Raw genomic sequence first — 18,553 nt, 5'->3', positions numbered from 1 at the left:
TGCGTCGCGACGCAATTTTTCATGGCTCCCACCGAAGTATCCATCCTGCGCGAACTGCTGGTCAGCGACACCGGCTACGTCTCGGGCAACAAGCTTGCCAAACAGCTCGGTCTGTCCCGCGTGGCCGTCTGGATGCAGCTCCAGAAGCTCACCAAGCAGGGCTTCGAATTCGAGGCCGCCCGGAGCCGCGGCTACCGGCTTCTTAAATCCCCCCCGCAGCTGCACCACGCCCTCATCCAGGCGCATCTCGCCAGCCGGGCCAAGCCGCCCACGATCATCACGCTCGAGCAGGTGGACAGCACCAACAGCGAAGCCAGCCGCCAGCTCGCCTCCGGCAGCCGCACCCCGCTCGTCATCCTGGCCCGCGAGCAGACCCAGGGCCGCGGCCGCCGTGGCCGCGTCTGGCACAGCCCGCCGGCCGGCAATCTTTACAGCACCTTCGTCTTCCGCCCCAAGCTCGAGCCCGCCCGTCTCCAGGATTTCACGCTCTGGATGGGCCTGAACGTCTGCGAGCTCATCGCTAACTTCTGCGCCGTCGAGCCCGGCATGAAGTGGCCCAACGACGTTTACTTCAACGGCCGCAAGGCCGGGGGCATGCTCACCGAGGCGCGCATCGACGCCGACGAGGTGCACGACCTTGTGTTTGGCCTCGGCCTGAACCTCAACGCTCGCTCCACCGACCTCCCGAAGGATCTCCAGAAATCCGCCATCTCGCTGTCCGAGGCCGCCGGCTCCCCGCTGGATGTCAACCGCTTCGCCGCCGCCCTCATCGGCCGCGTGCTCACCGCCTGCAACCGCTTTTTCGAGGGTGATTATCGCGACAAGTTTGCCGAACTCTGGCAGCGCTTCGATGTTCTGCGCGGCCAGCCGGTCAGCGTGACCCAGGGCGACCGGTCCGTGGCCGGCACCGCCACCGGCATCGACGACGAGGGTTCGCTCATCGTGCGCACCACTGCCGGTCGCACGGAGCGTTTCCGCGCCGGTGAGGTCACACTTAGCCGGGACGCCGTTCCCGCCGCCTGATACGAGGCTTGCGGGGCGCACGGATTCCCCGTCTAACTCCCTTCGCATCCGCGGCATGGCCGACATCCCCGACATCACCATTGAGGTTTCGAATCTCGTCAAAACCTACGGTTCGCTGACCGCCGTCAACCATCTGAGCTTCACCGTGAAGCGCGGCGAAATCGTCGGTCTGCTCGGACCCAACGGCGCCGGCAAGAGCACGACGATGCGCATTCTCACCGGTTTTCTGCCGGCCACCTCCGGCTCGGTGCGCATCTGTGGACTGCCCGTCGCCAGCCACCCGGAGGCCACCAAACGCCACGTCGGCTACATGCCGGAGAACAATCCCCTGCCCGACGACATGCGGGTCTCCGAATATCTCTGGTTCCGCGGGCGTCTCAAGGAGATGCCCCGCGCCAAACTCCGCTCCCGTATCGACGAAGTGCTTGAGCTCTGCGACCTGAAACGCAACCGCCACCGCATCCTCGGCCGGCTGTCCAAGGGCAACAAGCAGCGCGTCGGCATCGCCGAGGCCATCCTCGCCGAACCCGCCGTCATCATCATGGACGAGCCGACCATCGGCCTCGATCCGCACCAGATCATTATTGTCCGCAACCTCATCGCCAGTCTCCGCGGCCGCATGAGCGTGATCATCTCCAGCCATATCCTGCCCGAGATCGAGGAGACCTGCGACCGGGTGCTCATCATCAACGGCGGCCGCATCGTCGCGCAGGGCTCCCCCGCCGATCTGCGGCAGGAGATTTTTGGCCATACGACCTACCGCATCGAGCTCGCCGGCGACACCTCCGGCTTGGGCGCCGACCTCACGGCCATCGATCCGACCCTCCGGGTTTCCAACCTGGCCGAACCGGGTCCCGACGGCTTCATCGCCGCCACCCTCATGACCGAGGCCACCTCCGACCTCGGCGAAAAGCTCCTGCACGGGCTGCCGGCCCGCGGTTACCGCCTCCGATCCCTCGGCCACATCCAGCCCTCGCTTGAGGATGTGTTCCTCGCGGCCACCCGCCGCAGCTGGGACGCGCGCCTGCCCGACAAGAAACCCGTGGTCCAGGGCGACAGCCGCGCCCCGCTGCCGAAAGTCTGAGTCCTCCGCATGCACCGCGAACCGTCACCCTCGCGCCCGGCGCCCCGCGCGCCGCACTCCGCGCCCCGCCTTTCCTGATGCGCCACTACTTCACCATCCTCGCGCACGAGGTCCGCACGCTGCTTTACCACCCCGGCACCTACATCGCCGCGGTGCTGTTCCTGCTGGTCATGGGTTTTGTCTTCACGGGCATCCTCGATGACTACAGCCGCGCGCCGCAGGAAACCGCCCCCGCCGTGCGCTTCTTCCAGGTCTTCTGGATTCCCGTGCTCTTCATGGTCCCGCTGCTGACCATGAAATCGTTTGCCGAGGAGCGTCGCTTGGGGACGCTGGAAACCCTGCTCACAACCCCGGTGAGCACCGCCGAGGTCGTGCTGGGCAAATTCTCCGCCGCCTACCTTTTCTACCTCACCCTGTGGGGCTCCACGCTCGGGTTCCACTACATCCTCCAGCTCTACGCCCGCGACACCCGCTACCTCGACTCGGGGCCCCTGATCGGCGGCTACCTGTTCATCGCGGTGAGCGGGCTGCTGTTTGTCGCGGTTGGCATCCTGGCCAGCGCGCTTACGCGCAGTCAGGCGGTGGCCGGCATCCTCTGCTTCACCTTCCTGCTCGGGCTCATCGGCGGTCTCAGCTACGTGAGCGAGCTCGGCACCCTGCGCCAGGAATTCTTTTCCCCGGTGCGCACGGCACTCGAGGGTCTCCGTATCCCGGGGCATGTGGATGATTTCACCCGTGGGATCGTCGATACGCGCCAGCTCTTCTTCTATCTCACCGGCTGCATTCTTGCCCTGATCTTCAGCATCCTCGGCGTTGAGGCGAAGATCCTCAACAGCTGATCCCCCATGGCCAGCTACGACAGCTTCCGCGCCGCCCGCCTGATCCGGTTCGTCAACCTGATCCTCCAGGCCGTGCTGTTCCTCGCGCTCTTCATCGGGCTCAACTACATCGCCCTCAACCATACGTGGCGGTTCGACCTGAGCGAAAGCCGCCGCTATTCGCTGTCGGCGGAGACCCGCGCCTATCTGGCCAACCTGGAGCGTGACGTGCGCATTTACGTGACCATCCCGGCCGATGGGGCCGACGCGGAGTTGGAACAGGCGCGGCGCGACATCATGGCCCTGCTCCGTGAATACACCTATCACGCCGGCAAGGTCACCCAGCACCGCATCGACGTGCGCAGCCTCGACATTTACCAGAGCCGGCGCGACGCCGAGGAACTCGGCCTGGATCAACCCAATCAAGTCGTCCTGGTGACCGACCGGCACCGCCATGTGCTCGCCCTCGGCGATTTCTACACCACGCGTGACCTGCAGATTGAGGGATTCCACGGCGAGGCCGCCCTCACCGCCGCCATCCTCGACGTCACCAAGGCCGAAAAACAGAAGATTTATTTCCTGACCGGACACGACGAGATGCGCCCGGACGACGTGGACCGCCGCCGCGGACTATCCGGGCTGCGGGAGGAGCTCCGCCAGCGCAATTACGATGTCGCCAGTCTCGACCTCACGCTCAGCCGGCAGATCCCCGAAGACGCCGCCATGGTCGTCGTTGCCTCGCCCCAAAAACCCGTGCGCCCTTTCGAGGAAATGCTGCTCCGCGACTACCTCACCACCCGGGCGGGCCGGCTGGTGCTGATGATTGATCCCGGCGTGGCCCACGGACTGGAAAACCTCGCCTTGGACTGGGGCGTGCGAATTTACGACAATGTCATCTACGATCTCGATCCGCGCAGCCTGACCGAGACCAACGACACGCGCCTCTGGCGCTTCCTGCCGGATCCGGAGAGCGGGATCACCGACAATTTCGTCAACGGCAGCGGCTTGTCGCTCATCGTCGGCCCGGCGCGCGTCGTCAGCGACGACCTCGCCCGCTCAGTGGACGAGGGCCTGCGCGTCAAGAAGCTGATCGCGACCAGCAAGGAAGCCTGGGGTGAGTCCAGTTACCGGCTGCGCAACGTGCTACCCTCCTACACTCCCGAGCAGGATCTGAAGGGCGAGCTCGGCGTGATGGTCATCTCGGAACGGCTCAAGCCCGCCAACCTTCCTCTCAGTGTCCGCGGCGGACGCCTCGCTGTCCTCGGCACCGCGGATCTCGTGACCAACGACCGCATCAACACGGTCGGCAATTTGAACCTGTTCCTCGCCACCGTCCGCTGGGCGATCGATCAGGACAACCGCCTGAATATTCCGGTCCGGCCGATCGAGCGGTTCCAACTCGCCCTGAGCGCCGACGAACTGATGCGCCTGCGCGTCGGTCTCCTCCTGGGCGTCCCCGGCCTCGTCGCCGCGATGGGGCTCTTCGTTTACTGGACCCGCCGGAACTAAACACGACCCCATGACCACAAGAACACAGACAACCGACCGTAAACAAACCCGCCGCCCTGGCCGTCGGTCCGCGGTCAGTGGTCCGTAGTCGGTGGTCCCTCGTCCTCCCCGCCATGCGCTCCAAAGTCACCGTTGTCCTGCTTTTTCTGAACGTCGTCGTTTTCGGCTACATTTACTATTTCATGGCGGTCCGGGATCCCACGCTGGAGTCCCGCCGCCGCGTGCTGCCACCGGAAATCGCCAGTCTCAAGGCCTTCACCCGCACGACCCGCTCCGGCGAGACGGTGCGCTTGGAAAAGCGGGACAACACCTCCTGGTGGCTGACCGCGCCCTTCGAGTGGCCCGCGAATCCCAACGCGGTCAACCGCATCCACAACGAGCTTCAGTTCCTGGAGCACGAAACCAGCTTCACGGTCGCGGAGCTCGAGAAGGGCGGCCAATCCCTCGCGGACTACGGGCTCAACAATCCCATGCTCACGCTCGACCTCGGCACGGTCGGCAAGGAATTCCGCCTGTTGGTCGGCGATGACACCCGCACCGGCAACCGCCTCTACCTCTACGCCCCCGCCACCCAGCGCGTCCATGTGGTCAGTCGCAGCTTGGCGGAGAGCGTGGGGCTCCCGCTCAGCGACCTGCGCACGGATACCATCTTCACCATCCCGGTCTTCGAGGTCCGCTCGCTGAACATTCAGACGGGTGCGCCGGCCGAGGGGCAGACCACCACCCCGGCCAACCTGAAGGTCCGGCTTCGTCGTGACCAGTCCGGCCGCTGGGGGTTCGAGACTCCCATCATCGCCCGGGCCGACAAGGCCGGCGTCGAGACCACGATCAATGCGCTCAACAGTCTCACCGCTCTCTCGTTTCCCGACCAGGTCGAGGCCGACCGCACGGGACTCGATGCCCCCATCTTGCGCGTGACCTTCGAGGGCACTGCGCGCCGCGAAACGCTGCTGCTCGGTTCGGCCGCGGCCGATGGGGCCTATTACGCGCGCTTTGAGGACAAAAACGTGATCTTTACCGCCCAAGTGCCCGAGCCCCTGCTCAAGGTGCTGCGCTCCTCACAGGAGGAACTGCGCGACCGCCATGTGCTCGACCTCGATCCCGGCAGCGTGACCGCCCTCACCATCACCGCCCCCGGACTTCCGGAACTGTCCCTTCAGCGCCTGGAAGCGACCGGCAACGGCCAGGCCCAGTGGCAGGCGGTGACCCGCAGCGACGGCCAGGCCCCGGTGACCACGGCGGCCGACGCCGATGTGATCGGCGATCTGCTGGAAAAGCTGAAGCGTCTCAGCGCATCGAAGTTCCTTAGCGACGCCCCCTCCGATGCCGACAAGGAGAACTGGGGCTTCAACCGCCCCGAGCGCGAAATCAGCCTCAGCCTGAGCACGGGCGGCGGACTCACCGGCAACGACCCCACGACCGCCCTGCTGCAGATCGGCGTCTCGCCCGACCGCCCGGGCCTCGCCTTCGCCCGGCTCAACAACCCGCCGTTCGTTTACGAGATCGTCCCCGACATCCTCAACGACACGCCCGTCACCGCCCTGCACTACCGGCAACGGCTCCTGCGGAAGCTGCCCGAGGGAGCCGTCCTGACCAGCCTGAGCCTCGTTGATCTCGGCACCGGCACCTCGATCTACAGCCAGAAACTCGCCGCCGGGGACAAGTCCTGGGACGCGGCGCTTGCCGTTGAATCGGAGTCCGCCCGCAAGGCCCTTCGGGCAGTGATCGATGAACTCGCAACCCTGCGCGCCGCCCGGTTCACCGCGGAAAGCTTTTCGTCCGATCATGCCATCACGCCGGAGGGCAGCCATCCCTGGCGCTACCGCCTCGATTACACGGTCTCGTTTGCCAACGCGCCCGACACGCCTGCCAGCCTGTTTGTCACCGAAAGACTGGGCGGCAGCACACTGCTGGCCGGGACGGCGGAATTTGGCGGCGTAACTTTTGCCGTGAACCAGCCGCTGCTCGACGCTCTCTTCACGCTTACCTACCGCGAAAAAAATGATCCGGGCCCCGCACCCGCTCCGCCCGCCGACCCTGCACCCGCCCCGGCCGAAAACAAACCCGCCGGCACCCAGCCCTGAGTTAAGGCGGTCGCCGCGTCATGTCCCTCGCGCCCAAGCACAGCTGGTTCAAGTCGGGCCTGCGTTTCTGCGGCTCCTGCTTCGTCACCGTTTTGTGCTGGGCCCTTTGGATCATGCTCGGCGGGCTGCTGGCGATGATGCTCTACGTCGCAGTGGCGCGCGAGCTGCCGGTGCCCGGCTATGTGTTGCGCCGGATCGAATCGGAGCTGGCCCGCTCCGGCCTGATCCTGCACTTCGGCAAGGCGCGGCTCGACCCGACGGGCAAAATCCAGCTGGAAAACGTCAGCGTGCGGGCCGCCCGTTTCGAAGAACCCCTGCTCACCTGCCGCTTGCTCTACGTGCGTCACGATCTGTGGGCTTTTCTGTCCGGCTGGACCTTCCCCGAGGAAATCCAGATTGAAGGCGCGGCCCTGCAGTTGCCCGCCATGCTCTCCCCCAGCGGCACCGGCGAACCCGTGGTCAGTGACCTCGCGGCCACGCTGCGGCACCAGGATCACCTCTGGCGGGTGGAACAATTTTCCGGCCGGCTGGGCCGGCTCGCACTCTCCGTCCAAGGTGAGTTCACCCCGGTCCGCGGGCGCCATGTGCAGCCCGACCTCCAGCTGATCACCTCGCGCTACCTGCAGTTCGCCCGTCAGCTGGCCTCGGTCAAGGAACGCCTTGAGGCCTTCGCGGATCCCTCCCTCAACGTCCTGCTGACCGGCGAAGGCGGCGGCCCCAACCGCGCGACCCTGTTGCTCACCGCCTCCGGTGCGCGCCAGCCCTGGGGCCAACCGGTCACGCTCGGGCCTTTTGCCGCGGCCACCTCCCTTTCCCTCGACAACCGCCAGCCGCAAGCCCTGCAGTTTCAGCTCGCCCTCCGCCGGTTGGAGGGACCCGCGGGTCTTGTCGCCGAGTCCGTGCGGGCGCAACTCGGGGCGGAGGTTTCCCCGGCCGGTCTGAGCGGACGCTTTGGCACTTTGCGGGTGGCGGCCGCCGAACTCCGCAACGCCGATGACCGGCTCGACGCCCCGCTGCTGCGTGCCGAGCTCAGCCGCTGGCCGGTGGTGCAGGCGGAACTCGCCACCCGCCTCGCAGGCGAAACCTTGTCCGCCGAGGTCGAATCCTCGCTCGCGGAAAAGTCAGCCCGGATCCGCGCCACCGGGCGCGTCAACCACGACCTGATCACCCGGGTGCTCTCCCGCCACACTCCGCGCGCCGAACCCTATTTCCGCTTTGGCGACCCGGTGACCTTCGACGCCGCGGCCGAGTTGGCCGCCGGCTGGCGTTTTGAGCGTTTGGCCGCCTGGGTGTCCGCCGGCCGGCTGGACTCCCGCGGCGTACCCATCACCTCCGCCCGCGGACGCATCACGCTCGAGGGCCGCAGCTTTCATGCCTTTGATGCCCGCGTAACCCTCGGTGAACTGAATGTCGCGCGCGGATCCTACTGGATGGATTTCGGCACCACCGATTACCGCATGCTCCTGGAAGGCCGGCTGCATCCGGTCGCGATCAAGGGCTGGTTCCGTGGCGACTGGTGGTCGGATTTCTGGAACCGATGGTTCGCTTTTTCCGCCAGCGCGCCCCCCGCCGGCGAGGTCGATCTTCGGGGCCGTTGGAAAAATCCCGCCCTCGGTGACAACTTCGTGCGCGCCGAGGTGAAGAACGCCACCATCTGGGGCGGCGACTTCGACCAGGTGGCGGCCCGGGTTTTCATCCGTCCCTCCTTCGTGCACGGGCTCGAGCTGAGCGGCGTGCGGGCCGGGGGCCGGGAGCAACTCGGCGGCAGCTTCAAGCGGATCGGTGTGCCCGGCACCCGCGACACCGCCCGCTTTGAATTCGACTTCCAGACCAACGCCACGCCGGCGGTGCTCGGACGCATGCTGGAGGGCCGGGCCGACGAGGTGCTCGCCTCGCTGCGCTTCACCGCCCCGCCGCAGATCCACGCCTGGGGCGCCATGGTCGGAAACGGCCCGCGACTCGTCCCGGACTACCGTTTCACCGCCCGCGTGGATCATCCGCTGGAATATTATGGTTTCCCGCTTGAAAATGCCCGGGTGCAGGGCGCCGTGCAGGGTGACGAGGTTCGCCTCGAACAGATTGACTACGGCGTCGCGGGCGGAACGGGCGCGGGCAAGGCCACGCTCACGGGCGCCACCGGCCAGCGGCAGCTGGGATTTGATCTCTACCTCAACAAGGCCCGGCTCGGTGACACGGTCCACGCCGTCCAACAATACGACGCCGCCCGCCGGGGCGCGCCGCTGGAGCCCACGGCCGACAGCAAGTTTGTGCGCACGGCCGCCAGCAGCCTGCTCAATGTTTCGCTCACCGCCCAGGGCAACCCCGCCGACTTGGCGAGCTTCCACGGCTCCGGTCGCGCCTCCCTCACCGGCGGTCAACTGGGCGAGGTCCACCTCTTTGGCCTGCTGTCCCAGGTGCTCAGCGGTCTGACCCTGAGCTTCTCCTCCCTCAAGCTCGACACCGCCTACACCAGCGTCGAACTGGACAAGGGCGAGCTGAACTTTCCCGACCTGAAGGTCACCGGACCCAGCGCAGTCATAGATGCGCGCGGCCGCTACACCTTCGCCAGCAGCGCGCTTGATTTCACGGCCAAGTTCAAACCCTACGAACAGCCGGGCAGCCTGCTGGCGGCGGCCGTGAGCATCGTCATGAATCCGCTGACCAGCATGCTCGAATTGAAGCTCAGCGGCCCCTTGGCCGACCCCCGGTGGTCGTTTGCCGTCGGCTCCGGCACCAAGCCCACGATCCCGACCGCGCCGGAACCGCCGGCCGCCCCGAGCACCCCCTGACGCTGCGTCACCGGCCGGCGGGAACCGCTAATGCGTTGCCATGGAGACAACGCTCTCCTAGCAGTGGAGAGAGCCCCATGTCGTCCCTCGAGAATCGCAGTCCGCCGCTTTTTTTCCGGCTGCTAGGTCTCCTGCCCTTCTTCCTGCTGGCCGGCGGCGGTCTGCTGGTCCTGACCGGTTGGTGGACGGGCCGCGTGAGTTGGGTGCAACCGCGTTCCTACGACGCGCCATTGCCGGCCAATGCCGCCGCCTGCCTGACGCTCATCGGCACGGCCGCTCTTTGTCTTGCGCTGCACTGGCGTCGCACCGGGCTCACGCTGGCCTTCGGCGCCAGCCTGCTTTCGCTTGCGACCTTGCTGCAACATCCGCTGGGCATCGACTTTGGGTTGGACGACGCCCTGGCCGACCATGCCCGCCTGATCGCCGGCCCGGATGTTGATCGCATGCCGGCCGGTTTGGCCCTGTTTCTCACCCTCGCCGCGTTGACCTTGTCCTGGCTCACCGCCCGCCCGAGGGAACCCCGGCTCTCCATGCTCGCCGGTCTCGTGGGCTCGCTCGTGCTGGCCTACGCGCTGACGGGACTGCTCGCCTACCGCAACGGCCTTAACTTCCTGCCGGCGTGGCAAACCTACGCGCGCCTCGGTCCACACACCTCCGTCCTGCTGGGCCTGCTCGGCGTGGGTCTGATCTGGCACGGAGCCCGCCTGCAACCCGGCGAATCCGGCACGGGACCCCGCTGGCTCTGGCTGCCGGTCGCCATCAGCGGCCTCACCCTCACGCTGAGTTTCTGGGTGAGCCTGCGCGCCCGCGAGACCGCCTACTTGCACGAGGCCACCCAGCTGACCACGGACTCGGTGGCTGCGCTTTTTTCCGGAGAAACCGATAGTCAGATCGAAACGGTCCGGCGTTTTGCCCGTCGCACCACCACGGATCGCTCCGGCTGGGAAGTCGACGCCTCCAGCCTGGTTCACGATTTCCCTGTTTATCGCACGCTCCTGCTGACCGACAGCTTGCTGCGCACGGTGTGGTTCTGGCCCCGCGAGGGCAACGAGGACGCACCTTCCTTCGACCACGGCACTGATCCAGCGCGACGCGCTGCGATCATGACAGCGCATCGCCAGGGCACCTACGGCATCGCCGGCCTGCTCGGCAACGCCAGCCTGCGCCCGACTTTTGCCATCTATGTTCCGTCCGGACCCGTCGGTGCGACCGAGGGCTTCGTGGCCGCGGAATTTTTCTACGACCGGTTTTTTGATTCCATCGACCGCCGCCTGAATCTGGCTGATCGCTACCAGGTCACCGTGGAGATCGACAGCCCAAGCGGGGGACCGGGCACCCGGGTTTATCAGACCTCAACCGAACACGAACGCGTGGACCTCCGCCTGCGCCGGACCTCACGTTACCGTCTGCTGGACCAGTCCCTGTCCATCAGTCTCACGCCCCGCCCGACCCTGGTGGCGGCCACCCGCCGGTTCCTGCCGGAAATAACGCTGGGCTCCGGCCTCGGCGTCAGTCTTTTGCTGGGACTCGTCACCCATCTCGCCCAGACCGCCTGGCGCCGCCAGCGCGCCGCCGAACTCACCAGCAGCCAGTTGCGCGTGGAAAACGAGGAGCGTCGGCGCGTGGAGTCCCGCCTCAAAACCGCCGACGAGCGTCTCACTCTCGCCTTCGAGTCCACCCAAACCGGCGTCTTTGAATGGGACGTGGAGAACGACACGGTTTACTGCACACCCAGCGTTTGGAAACTGACCGGTAGCGACCCGGCCGGCATGCCCACCACCGGGGCCGGTTGGTTTGGGCTGTTGCATGCCGACGACCGGCCCGTGGTGCGTGCCGTGATCGACGCCCACTTCCGCGGGGAGACGCCGCTCATTGAGATCGAGCACTGCGTCCACCTCGCTTCCGGCGAGTGGATCTGGCTCGCGTTCCGTGCCAAGTGCACGTCGTTCAGCGCGGCCCGCAAGCCCCGGCGCGTGCTCGGCACCATCCAGAACATCAACGCCCGCAAGCGCGCCGACGAGGCTCTCCGCGCCAGCCAGGCCGAGGCGCGCAAGCTCTCGCTTGTCGCCAGCCGCACCGACAATGCGGTCATCATTGCCGACGCTCAGGGCCTCATCGAGTGGACCAACGAAAGCTTTGCCCGCCTGACCGGCCGTCCCGCGGCCGCGGTGCTGCGGCAACCCTTCCTCGACCAGGTGGTGTCGGCCGCGGATGATCCTGCCGGTCACGCCCGCATCGCCGCTGCGCTGGAGGCAGGCGAACCTGTGGCCATTGACACCGTGCAAGTCGCCACCGACGGCCGCCGGCTCCATGTGCGCGTCGAGATCCAACCGGCCCTGGCGGAGGACGGCTTTGTCGAAAACCACATCGCCATCGTCTCCGACATCTCCGCCCGCGTGGAAACCGAGCAGCAGCTCCGCCGGGCCAAGGAAGACGCCGATGCCGCCTCGCGCGCCAAGTCCGACTTCCTCGCCTCGATGTCGCACGAAATCCGCACGCCGATGAACGGCGTGATCGGCATGACCAGTCTGCTCCTCGAGACCGAGCTGAGCCCCGAACAGCGCGACTACGTCAGCACCATCCGCACCAGCAGCGACTCGCTGCTGACGATCATCAGCGACATCCTCGACTTCTCCCGCATCGAGTCAGGCCGACTGGAGCTCGAGCAACAGCCCTTCGAACTCGCCCAGTGCATCGAGGAGGCCGTGGACATTTTCGCCGGCGCGGCCGCCGGCAAGGGCATCGAGCTCGCCGCCTACATCGACCCCGCGGTGCCGGCCTGCATCCTCGGCGACATCACGCGCCTGCGTCAGGTCCTCGTCAACCTGCTCAACAATGGCGTGAAATTCACCTCCCGCGGCCACGTGACCGTGGAAGTTTCCTCCACCCCGGCTGCGGCCGGCGAGCAATCCGATCAGGTTCGCATCGAATTCCGCATCACCGATACCGGCATCGGCATCGCCCCCGATCGCCAGCACCTGTTGTTCCGCCCTTTCAGTCAGGTGGACGCCTCCACCACCCGAAAATATGGCGGCACCGGCCTGGGCCTCGCCATCTGCCGCCGCCTGGTCGAGCTCATGGGTGGAGAGATCGGCCTGACCAGCAACCCTGGCCAGGGCTCTTGCTTCCGTTTCTCAATCAAGAGCACCGCAGTGGCGATCACCGACAGCCACACGCCCCCGCTGTTCTCCACCCTGCCCAATCCCGGTCCGGTCCTCGTGGTGGACGACCTTAAGGTGAACCGCCTGATGCTGGATCGCGCCCTCCGCGAGTGGTTGCTGGAGCCCGTGGTCGCGGGCTCCGCCGAGGAAGCGCTGGCCCTGGCCGAAGTCCGCCCCATCGGGGCCGCGATCGTGGATCAGGACCTCGGCGGAAGCGCCGGAGCCGACCTGGTCATCCGGCTGCGCGAAATCCACCCCGGCTTGCCCGTGGTGCTGCTCGCGCCCCCCGGCTCCAACCTCAAGCGCGCCGACGGCGCGGATCCCTTGCTCCAGCGTTTGGCGAAGCCCCTCAAACCCTACGCAATCCACGACGCGCTTCGCCGGGTTCTGGCCGTGCCCGCCGCTCGGCCCGATTCGCGCAATCCCCTCGCCAGCAGCCCCCGCCTGGCCGAAGCCGTGCCGCTCGACATCCTGCTCGCCGAGGACAACCCCGTGAACCGCAAGGTCGCCCTCGGCTACCTCGAACGCCTCGGCTACAAGGCCGCCACCGCCAACAATGGCCGCGAGGCTGTCTCCGCCGTGAAGGAGCGCCGTTTCAACCTCGTGCTGATGGACCTCCAGATGCCGGAAATGGACGGCCTTGAAGCCACGCGCACCATTCGCGCCGAGTGCCTGCCCGACAACCAGCCGGTCATCATCGCCCTCACCGCCAACGCCATGACCGGCGACCGCGAGCGCTGCCTCGAATCCGGCATGAACGACTACCTGACCAAGCCGGTCAAACTCGACGACATCCAGACCGTCATTCACCGCCACTTCGGCAACAAGGCGGGTTGATTCATCAACGGCCCTACATCAGGCGAATCAGCTCTTTGATCTCATCCTGTCGGCCGGGATCTTCGGCCAGGTTTCGCATCTCCAGCGGATCGCGTTCGAGATCGTAATAGAGCCACGGGGTTGCCGCCTGCCCTGAGCCGGCCGATGGGTCGGCGTTGAGCACGAGCTTGTGCTTCGGCGAACGGAAGCCGCGCCAGGCCACGGGACATTGCAGCGGGATTTCCGTGGCCGCGGGCATGGAGATGAGCGCGTTGTCGCGTCGGCTGTGCCACTCGCGACCCTCGGCCCACGCGACGGCCATGTGCGGTAGATCGACCAGACTGACCGGACTCAGATCGGTTCGTCCTCTGTTCCCGGGCTTCAGTCCTCTGATCAGGAGCGGCACCCGCACTGATTCCTCGTGCGGCCAGGCCTTGCGAAACAATCCGTGGCTGCCGTGCATGTCGCCGTGCACCGAAGTGAACACCACGACGGTTCCGCTGAGATCCGCCTCCGCGATGAGTTTGCCGACGGCGCGATCCGTCGCCTCGATGTGCGCGTAGTAACCCGCGAGTTCCTCGCGGGCCTGTTTCTCGACCGGTCCTCCGGTCGGCACGTTCGCCCGCAGCCGCAGCGACGCCGGCTTCACTTCCGCCACCTGTGGGGCCGGGGCGTGATACGGCGGATGCGGCGCCTCAAGACTCACCATACAGAAGACCGGCTGGGAATGGGGCGCCTTCAGCCACTCCGCCGCCCGCTGGATTAGCACATCGGCCTGATAGCCCTTGAAATGCTTCGGCTGCGGCAGGCGCGTGCCATGCAGCCAGGGGTCGTTGAGCAGGAAGCCGCTCTCGAACCCCTCCCATAATCCGAACCCGCCGCGCCGCTCGGGCGGCACGATTATCTTCGCATGCGCCTCGCCGACGAACGGCGCCGACCGGTCGCGCGGCGCGAGATGCCATTTGCCGAAAAATGCCGTCGCGTAGCCCCGGTCCGCCAGCGCGTGCGCCACCGTGCGGCCTGGCTGGTGCGGCGGTCTATGACCGCCGGGCTTTTCCTGCTGATAAACCGGCAAAGCATCCCAGTAGCCGCTCACCCCGTTGTCCGGACACAGCCGCCCCGTCAGCAACGCCGCGCGCGCCTGCGGCCCCAGCGGATGCGGGGTGACCGCCTGCGTGAAATTAACCGCCTCGCTGGCCAGTCCGTCGAGCCATGGCGTGCGGGCGTTGGCGTCGCCTGCGTAGCCCGTGGCCTGCGCCCGCCACTGGGTGGTCACGATCCAAAGAATATTGGGCTGCGCAGCCATGGGAAGTTTCAGCCACAAAGAGGCACAAAGGGGCATAAAAATCGACCCTGCGGTTGGCTTGGCCGAAACAGATCTCTCGTCATGAACACGATTCTGTCACCTAGTCGTTCATATCTTCGCCCCATGTCTCGTCTGAGCGCCCTGCCCCTCGTCTGTTTTTTGGTGCTATTCGCCTACGGCTGCTATGGCACCGTGGTGGTCGGCCACTGGCCATACTACGCGCACCCGGACCCTAAGGAACTTCCCCTCCGACCACTGTCCTATGCGGTCGCATTGACCAGCTTGGCTGGCATCCTTGCAGTGTTGGCGCTGCCAATTGCTTATACCGTAGCCCGAGGGATCGCGGCGTGGCGCAAACAACCCCTGACTCTGCGCCATGGAACTCTCCCGCTCTATTTCATGGGAAGCGCCCTCTGGGTTGCTGATTTTGTGGTGATGAAGTCCGGCGGTCCATGGCATTCATTGCTCAGTTGGATCATGGACTGAGCGGATGCTACAGCAGTTTCACTAAAGGTGGAGCCGCGCTTGAGCCGCAGGCGAAAGCGTGGTCAGTGGACGACCACTTTGTCGCTGCGCTCCAAAGCGGCTACACTTCAAATTAAACTGCTCTGGGCGCGAAGCAGGGCAAACACTCCGCCGACCCGATCATTCGTAGCGCAGGGCCTCGATCGGGTCCAGCGAGGCGGCTTTCCATGCGGGATAGAAGCCGAACACGATGCCGATGCCGGAGCACACGGTCATGCCGCCAAAGGCCCAGCCCCAAGGGAAGACCGCCGTGGCATTGAGCATGCCGGCGACGATATTGCCGCCAATGACGCCCACGGCGATGCCGCCGAGTCCGCCGACCATCGACAGCACCACGGCCTCGATCAGAAACTGCGAGAGAATGCTGCGCTTTTTCGCGCCGATGGATTTGCGGATACCGATCTCCTTGGTGCGCTCGGTCACGCTCACGAGCATGATGTTCATCACGCCCACGCCGGAGGCCAGCAGGGCGATGGCGCTGATCACAAAGGCGCCGACCGCCACGGTGTTGGCGATGCTGTTAAAAGCCTCGATCAGCGAGTCGTTGGAAAACACCTCGAAGTCGTTGGGGTCCTCGGGGTCGAGACCGCGCACCAGGCGCATCGTGCCAACCGCGACTTCCTCGATCGCCTTAAGCTCCGCCTGGTTTTTGGCCTGGATATTTACGGCGATGGACCGGCCCGTGCGGCCGTAGGCCTCCAGGAACTGGCTGATGGGGGTGACGGCAAAGTTATCCTGACTCTGGCCGAAGGAAGAGCCCTTCTTGCTGAGCAGGCCGACCACGGTGTAATTCTGACCGTCGATCCGCACCATGCGGCCGAGGGGATTTTCGTTGGGGAAAAGCTTGTTGCTGAGTTCGTCGCCCAGCAGCACGACCGCCCGGCCGTATTCCACATCATCGGCTCCGAGGTTGCGGCCGGCCGCGATCTCGTAGTTACGGCTGCTGATGAAGTTCTCGTCGCCGCCGCCCAGCATGACGTTGGGGTTGGTACGCCGGTCCATGTAGGTGGCCACGCGGCCGCCCCGCCGGAGCATGAGGCTGATCTGGGCCTGGTCGCCCATCAGCTCCTTGAAGCGCTGGGCCTGATGGTAGTCGATGTCGCGGCGGTTGGCGAAGCGCTGGCGCGGATCGCTGAAGTTCAGCGCCGGATACTTCATGAACTGAAAGCTGTTCGCCCCGAGCACGTTCAGGCCGGATTCAATCGATCCCTTCAGACCCGAGATGACCGTCATCACGCCGATGACCGAAAAGACGCCGACCGCGATACCGAGCATCGTGAGGCTGGAGCGCAGCTTGTTGGCCTTCAGCGAATCGAGGGCGAGCTTGAGGATTTCGGTGAAAAGCATCAGATTTTCGATTTTGGATTCTCAATTCTGGATTTCTGACTCCGCTTCGCCAGCGTGCGTCGGGACGCGACCATGATAGCCGTCAATTCCCCTGCTTCTTGATGGAGCGCGGCAACTTTCTGCGGATCCAACAGCCGATGGTCGCCGATTAACTCGAGCCAAAACGCCGACTCATCCGCCTCCTCTTCAACGATCGATAGCTTGGAAATCATCTCCGCGGTGGAACGCGACCGACAGGCCGACCGGTAATTCGCACCTACCGAAGTGCCTGAGCGGCCCAGCTGGCCCGCCAACACCCGACCCGAACGGGTGTCCGGCAGCGAATCGATCAGCTTCAGCACTCTCAGCGCGAAAGCCTTGGTTCGTGTTTTGAGCTCAGTTTCGGTCATGGTTGAAATCGAAAATCGAGAATCCAAAATCAAAAATCAGCTCAGCTCTATTCGTAGCGCAGGGCCACCACGGGATCGAGTTTGCTGGCCGCCCACGCCGGGGCGAAGCCGCTGAAGATGCCGGTCAGCACCGAGACGGTCAGACCGGTGACCACGAGGCCGGTGGAGAACACGAGCGGGAAAGAAGGCGCCACCACGCTGACCACGCTGGTCAGGGCGGCGGCCAAGGACAGCCCGGCGACACCGCCGACAAAACAGATGGACACCGCTTCGATGAGAAACTGGAGCAGGATGGTGCGCCGGCGGGCTCCGAGGGCCTTGCGCGTGCCGATCTCCTTGGTGCGCTCCTTCACACTCACATAGGTGATGTTCATGATGCCGATCGCGCCGACGAAGAGCGCCAGACCGGTGATAAAGAGGCCGGCCATGGCGATACCATTCTTGATCGGGTCGAGCTGCTGGCGGATGGTGCCCTGCTCGTTGATGCTGAAATCGTCCCGTTGCTCGGGCCCAAGGCCGCGAATACGGCGCATCAGGCCTTGCAGCTCCTCCTTGGCCTCGGCCATGCGGGTGTTGTCCACCTGCACGCGGATCTCGCCGCCCTCGCCCACCCGGTAGTAGCGGCGGAAGGTCGTGAGGGGCATCGCCACCATGGAATCCCAGCTGAACAGGCCGAGAAAACTGCCCTGTCGGGCGACCACGCCAATCACCCGGAAATTCTGCTCGCGAATGCGGATGGTCTTGTCGAGCGGGGATTCGTTGGGGAAGAGCGCGTCGGCCACATCGAAACCGATCACGCAGACGTTGGACCCGGCTTGCCCCTCGAAGTCGGTGAAAAAGCGTCCTTCCTTCATGTCCGAGCGCGTGATGCGGGCGTAGTCGGACGTCGTGCCGAGCGTGTAGATACCATTCACCCGGTATTCGCCGCGAATGATGGAGGTGAAGCGCTCGCCGTTGGGCACGGCCAGTTTCAGCGGGCTGTTCGGGTTGGCGGCGATCCAGGCATTGATCTGCGGTGCATAGTCGTGCCGGATCGGCTTCCGGTTGCGGTAATTCCACCAGTCCTCGACGCCCGACCACGGCCACTTGGAAACATAGAGAATATCATCACCGAAGCCGGCCATGCTGCGGTCCACGCCGGCATCAATGCCCTTGATCGCCGTGCCCATGAGCGTGACCGCGACGATGCCGATGATCACCCCGAGCGCTGTGAGGGCCGAGCGCAGCTTGTTGGCCCGGATCTGGGCTGCCGCGATGCGGATAGACTCACTGAGTTCGTAGAACAGCCTTCTCATTTTTGGCTTTGGATTTTTGCCTTTTGATTTCTCCGGCCGAGCGTCTTGCGCGAACTCACCATCATGGCGGTGATAGCATTGGCCTCGTCCCAAAGCGGCTGAACCTTCTTCCCGGGCAACATCTCCTCCTCGATGATCAGCTCCATCCAGAACGCGCTCTCGTCTGCTTCCTCCTCAACGATGCCTAGCTTGGAAATGAAGTCAGCCGTCGAGCGGGCGCGGCACGCCGAACGATAATTGGCGCCGACCGACGTGCCGGAACGGCCCAGCTGATTCGCCACCACTGCAGCCGAACGGCTGCGCGGCAAGGCCTCGACCAGGTGCAACACCCGGCGGGCAAAAAGCTTCGTTCGGGCTTTGAGCTCGGTTTCGGTCATAGAATCAAAAACCAAAATTCAAAAATTAAA

13 protein-coding genes are annotated in these 18,553 nt (G+C 65.4%); 8 read left to right on the top strand and 5 right to left on the bottom strand.

Features of this window, described 5'->3' with window-relative positions:
- Positions 1 to 21 precede the first annotated feature (21 nt).
- The 7 genes from ESB00_RS07780 to ESB00_RS07750 all read left to right on the top strand — a co-directional run bounded on the left by ESB00_RS07780 (position 22) and on the right by ESB00_RS07750 (position 13,305).
- Complete coding sequence (locus ESB00_RS07780; RefSeq protein ID WP_129047141.1) at positions 22 to 1,023, top strand: biotin--[acetyl-CoA-carboxylase] ligase; 1,002 nt, start codon at positions 22 to 24, stop codon at positions 1,021 to 1,023.
- A gap of 55 nt (positions 1,024 to 1,078) precedes the next feature.
- Complete coding sequence (locus ESB00_RS07775; protein WP_129047140.1) at positions 1,079 to 2,107, top strand: ABC transporter ATP-binding protein; 1,029 nt, start codon at positions 1,079 to 1,081, stop codon at positions 2,105 to 2,107.
- 77 nt (positions 2,108 to 2,184) lie between these two features.
- The gene (locus tag ESB00_RS07770; protein WP_129047139.1) at positions 2,185 to 2,946 is read left to right on the top strand and encodes an ABC transporter permease; all 762 of its coding nucleotides are present in this window, start codon (positions 2,185 to 2,187) and stop codon (positions 2,944 to 2,946) included.
- A 6-nt stretch (positions 2,947 to 2,952) separates the two neighbouring features.
- Positions 2,953 to 4,434 (top strand): GldG family protein, encoded by a 1,482-nt coding sequence (locus ESB00_RS07765; protein WP_129047138.1) that lies wholly within the window; start codon positions 2,953 to 2,955, stop codon positions 4,432 to 4,434.
- 113 nt (positions 4,435 to 4,547) lie between these two features.
- Positions 4,548 to 6,518 carry a DUF4340 domain-containing protein gene (locus ESB00_RS07760; RefSeq protein WP_129047137.1) on the top strand — a complete coding sequence of 657 codons (1,971 nt, stop codon included), beginning with the start codon at positions 4,548 to 4,550 and terminating at the stop codon, positions 6,516 to 6,518.
- A 20-nt stretch (positions 6,519 to 6,538) separates the two neighbouring features.
- Complete coding sequence (locus ESB00_RS07755; protein ID WP_129047136.1) at positions 6,539 to 9,307, top strand: AsmA-like C-terminal region-containing protein; 2,769 nt, start codon at positions 6,539 to 6,541, stop codon at positions 9,305 to 9,307.
- A 77-nt stretch (positions 9,308 to 9,384) separates the two neighbouring features.
- Positions 9,385 to 13,305 carry a response regulator gene (locus ESB00_RS07750; protein ID WP_129047135.1) on the top strand — a complete coding sequence of 1,307 codons (3,921 nt, stop codon included), beginning with the start codon at positions 9,385 to 9,387 and terminating at the stop codon, positions 13,303 to 13,305.
- 13 nt (positions 13,306 to 13,318) lie between these two features.
- On the opposite strand, the gene ESB00_RS07745 is transcribed toward ESB00_RS07750, so the two are convergent.
- The gene (locus ESB00_RS07745) at positions 13,319 to 14,590 is read right to left on the bottom strand and encodes a sulfatase-like hydrolase/transferase (protein WP_129047134.1); all 1,272 of its coding nucleotides are present in this window, start codon (positions 14,588 to 14,590) and stop codon (positions 13,319 to 13,321) included.
- A 123-nt stretch (positions 14,591 to 14,713) separates the two neighbouring features.
- On the opposite strand from ESB00_RS07745, the gene ESB00_RS07740 reads away from it, so the two are divergent.
- Entirely contained in the window at positions 14,714 to 15,076 is a 363-nt protein-coding gene (locus tag ESB00_RS07740; RefSeq protein WP_129047133.1) for a hypothetical protein, read from the top strand.
- Between the two features lie 159 nt (positions 15,077 to 15,235).
- Here ESB00_RS07740 and ESB00_RS07735 read toward each other — a convergent pair whose 3' ends face one another.
- From ESB00_RS07735 to ESB00_RS07720, 4 genes are read right to left on the bottom strand one after another with little or no spacing between them, the layout of a single operon-like run.
- Positions 15,236 to 16,462, bottom strand: a complete 1,227-nt coding sequence (locus ESB00_RS07735; RefSeq protein WP_129047132.1) for an ABC transporter permease — start codon at positions 16,460 to 16,462, stop codon at positions 15,236 to 15,238.
- Entirely contained in the window at positions 16,462 to 16,851 is a 390-nt protein-coding gene (locus tag ESB00_RS07730; RefSeq protein ID WP_129047131.1) for a four helix bundle protein, read from the bottom strand. The genes ESB00_RS07735 and ESB00_RS07730 overlap by 1 nt, the downstream gene beginning before the upstream one ends.
- A gap of 47 nt (positions 16,852 to 16,898) precedes the next feature.
- Positions 16,899 to 18,146, bottom strand: a complete 1,248-nt coding sequence (locus ESB00_RS07725) for an ABC transporter permease (protein WP_129047130.1) — start codon at positions 18,144 to 18,146, stop codon at positions 16,899 to 16,901.
- Positions 18,143 to 18,523: a four helix bundle protein gene (locus tag ESB00_RS07720; protein ID WP_129047129.1), complete on the bottom strand. Its 381-nt coding sequence runs from the start codon at positions 18,521 to 18,523 to the stop codon at positions 18,143 to 18,145. The genes ESB00_RS07725 and ESB00_RS07720 overlap by 4 nt, the downstream gene beginning before the upstream one ends.
- Positions 18,524 to 18,553 lie beyond the last annotated feature (30 nt).

The sequence above is a fragment of the Oleiharenicola lentus genome (genome assembly GCF_004118375.1).
Taxonomy (GTDB): Bacteria; Verrucomicrobiota; Verrucomicrobiia; order Opitutales; family Opitutaceae; genus Lacunisphaera; species Lacunisphaera lenta.
Note: the sequence above shows the minus strand (reverse complement) of the source record. Positions and strands in the feature narration are given on the sequence as shown.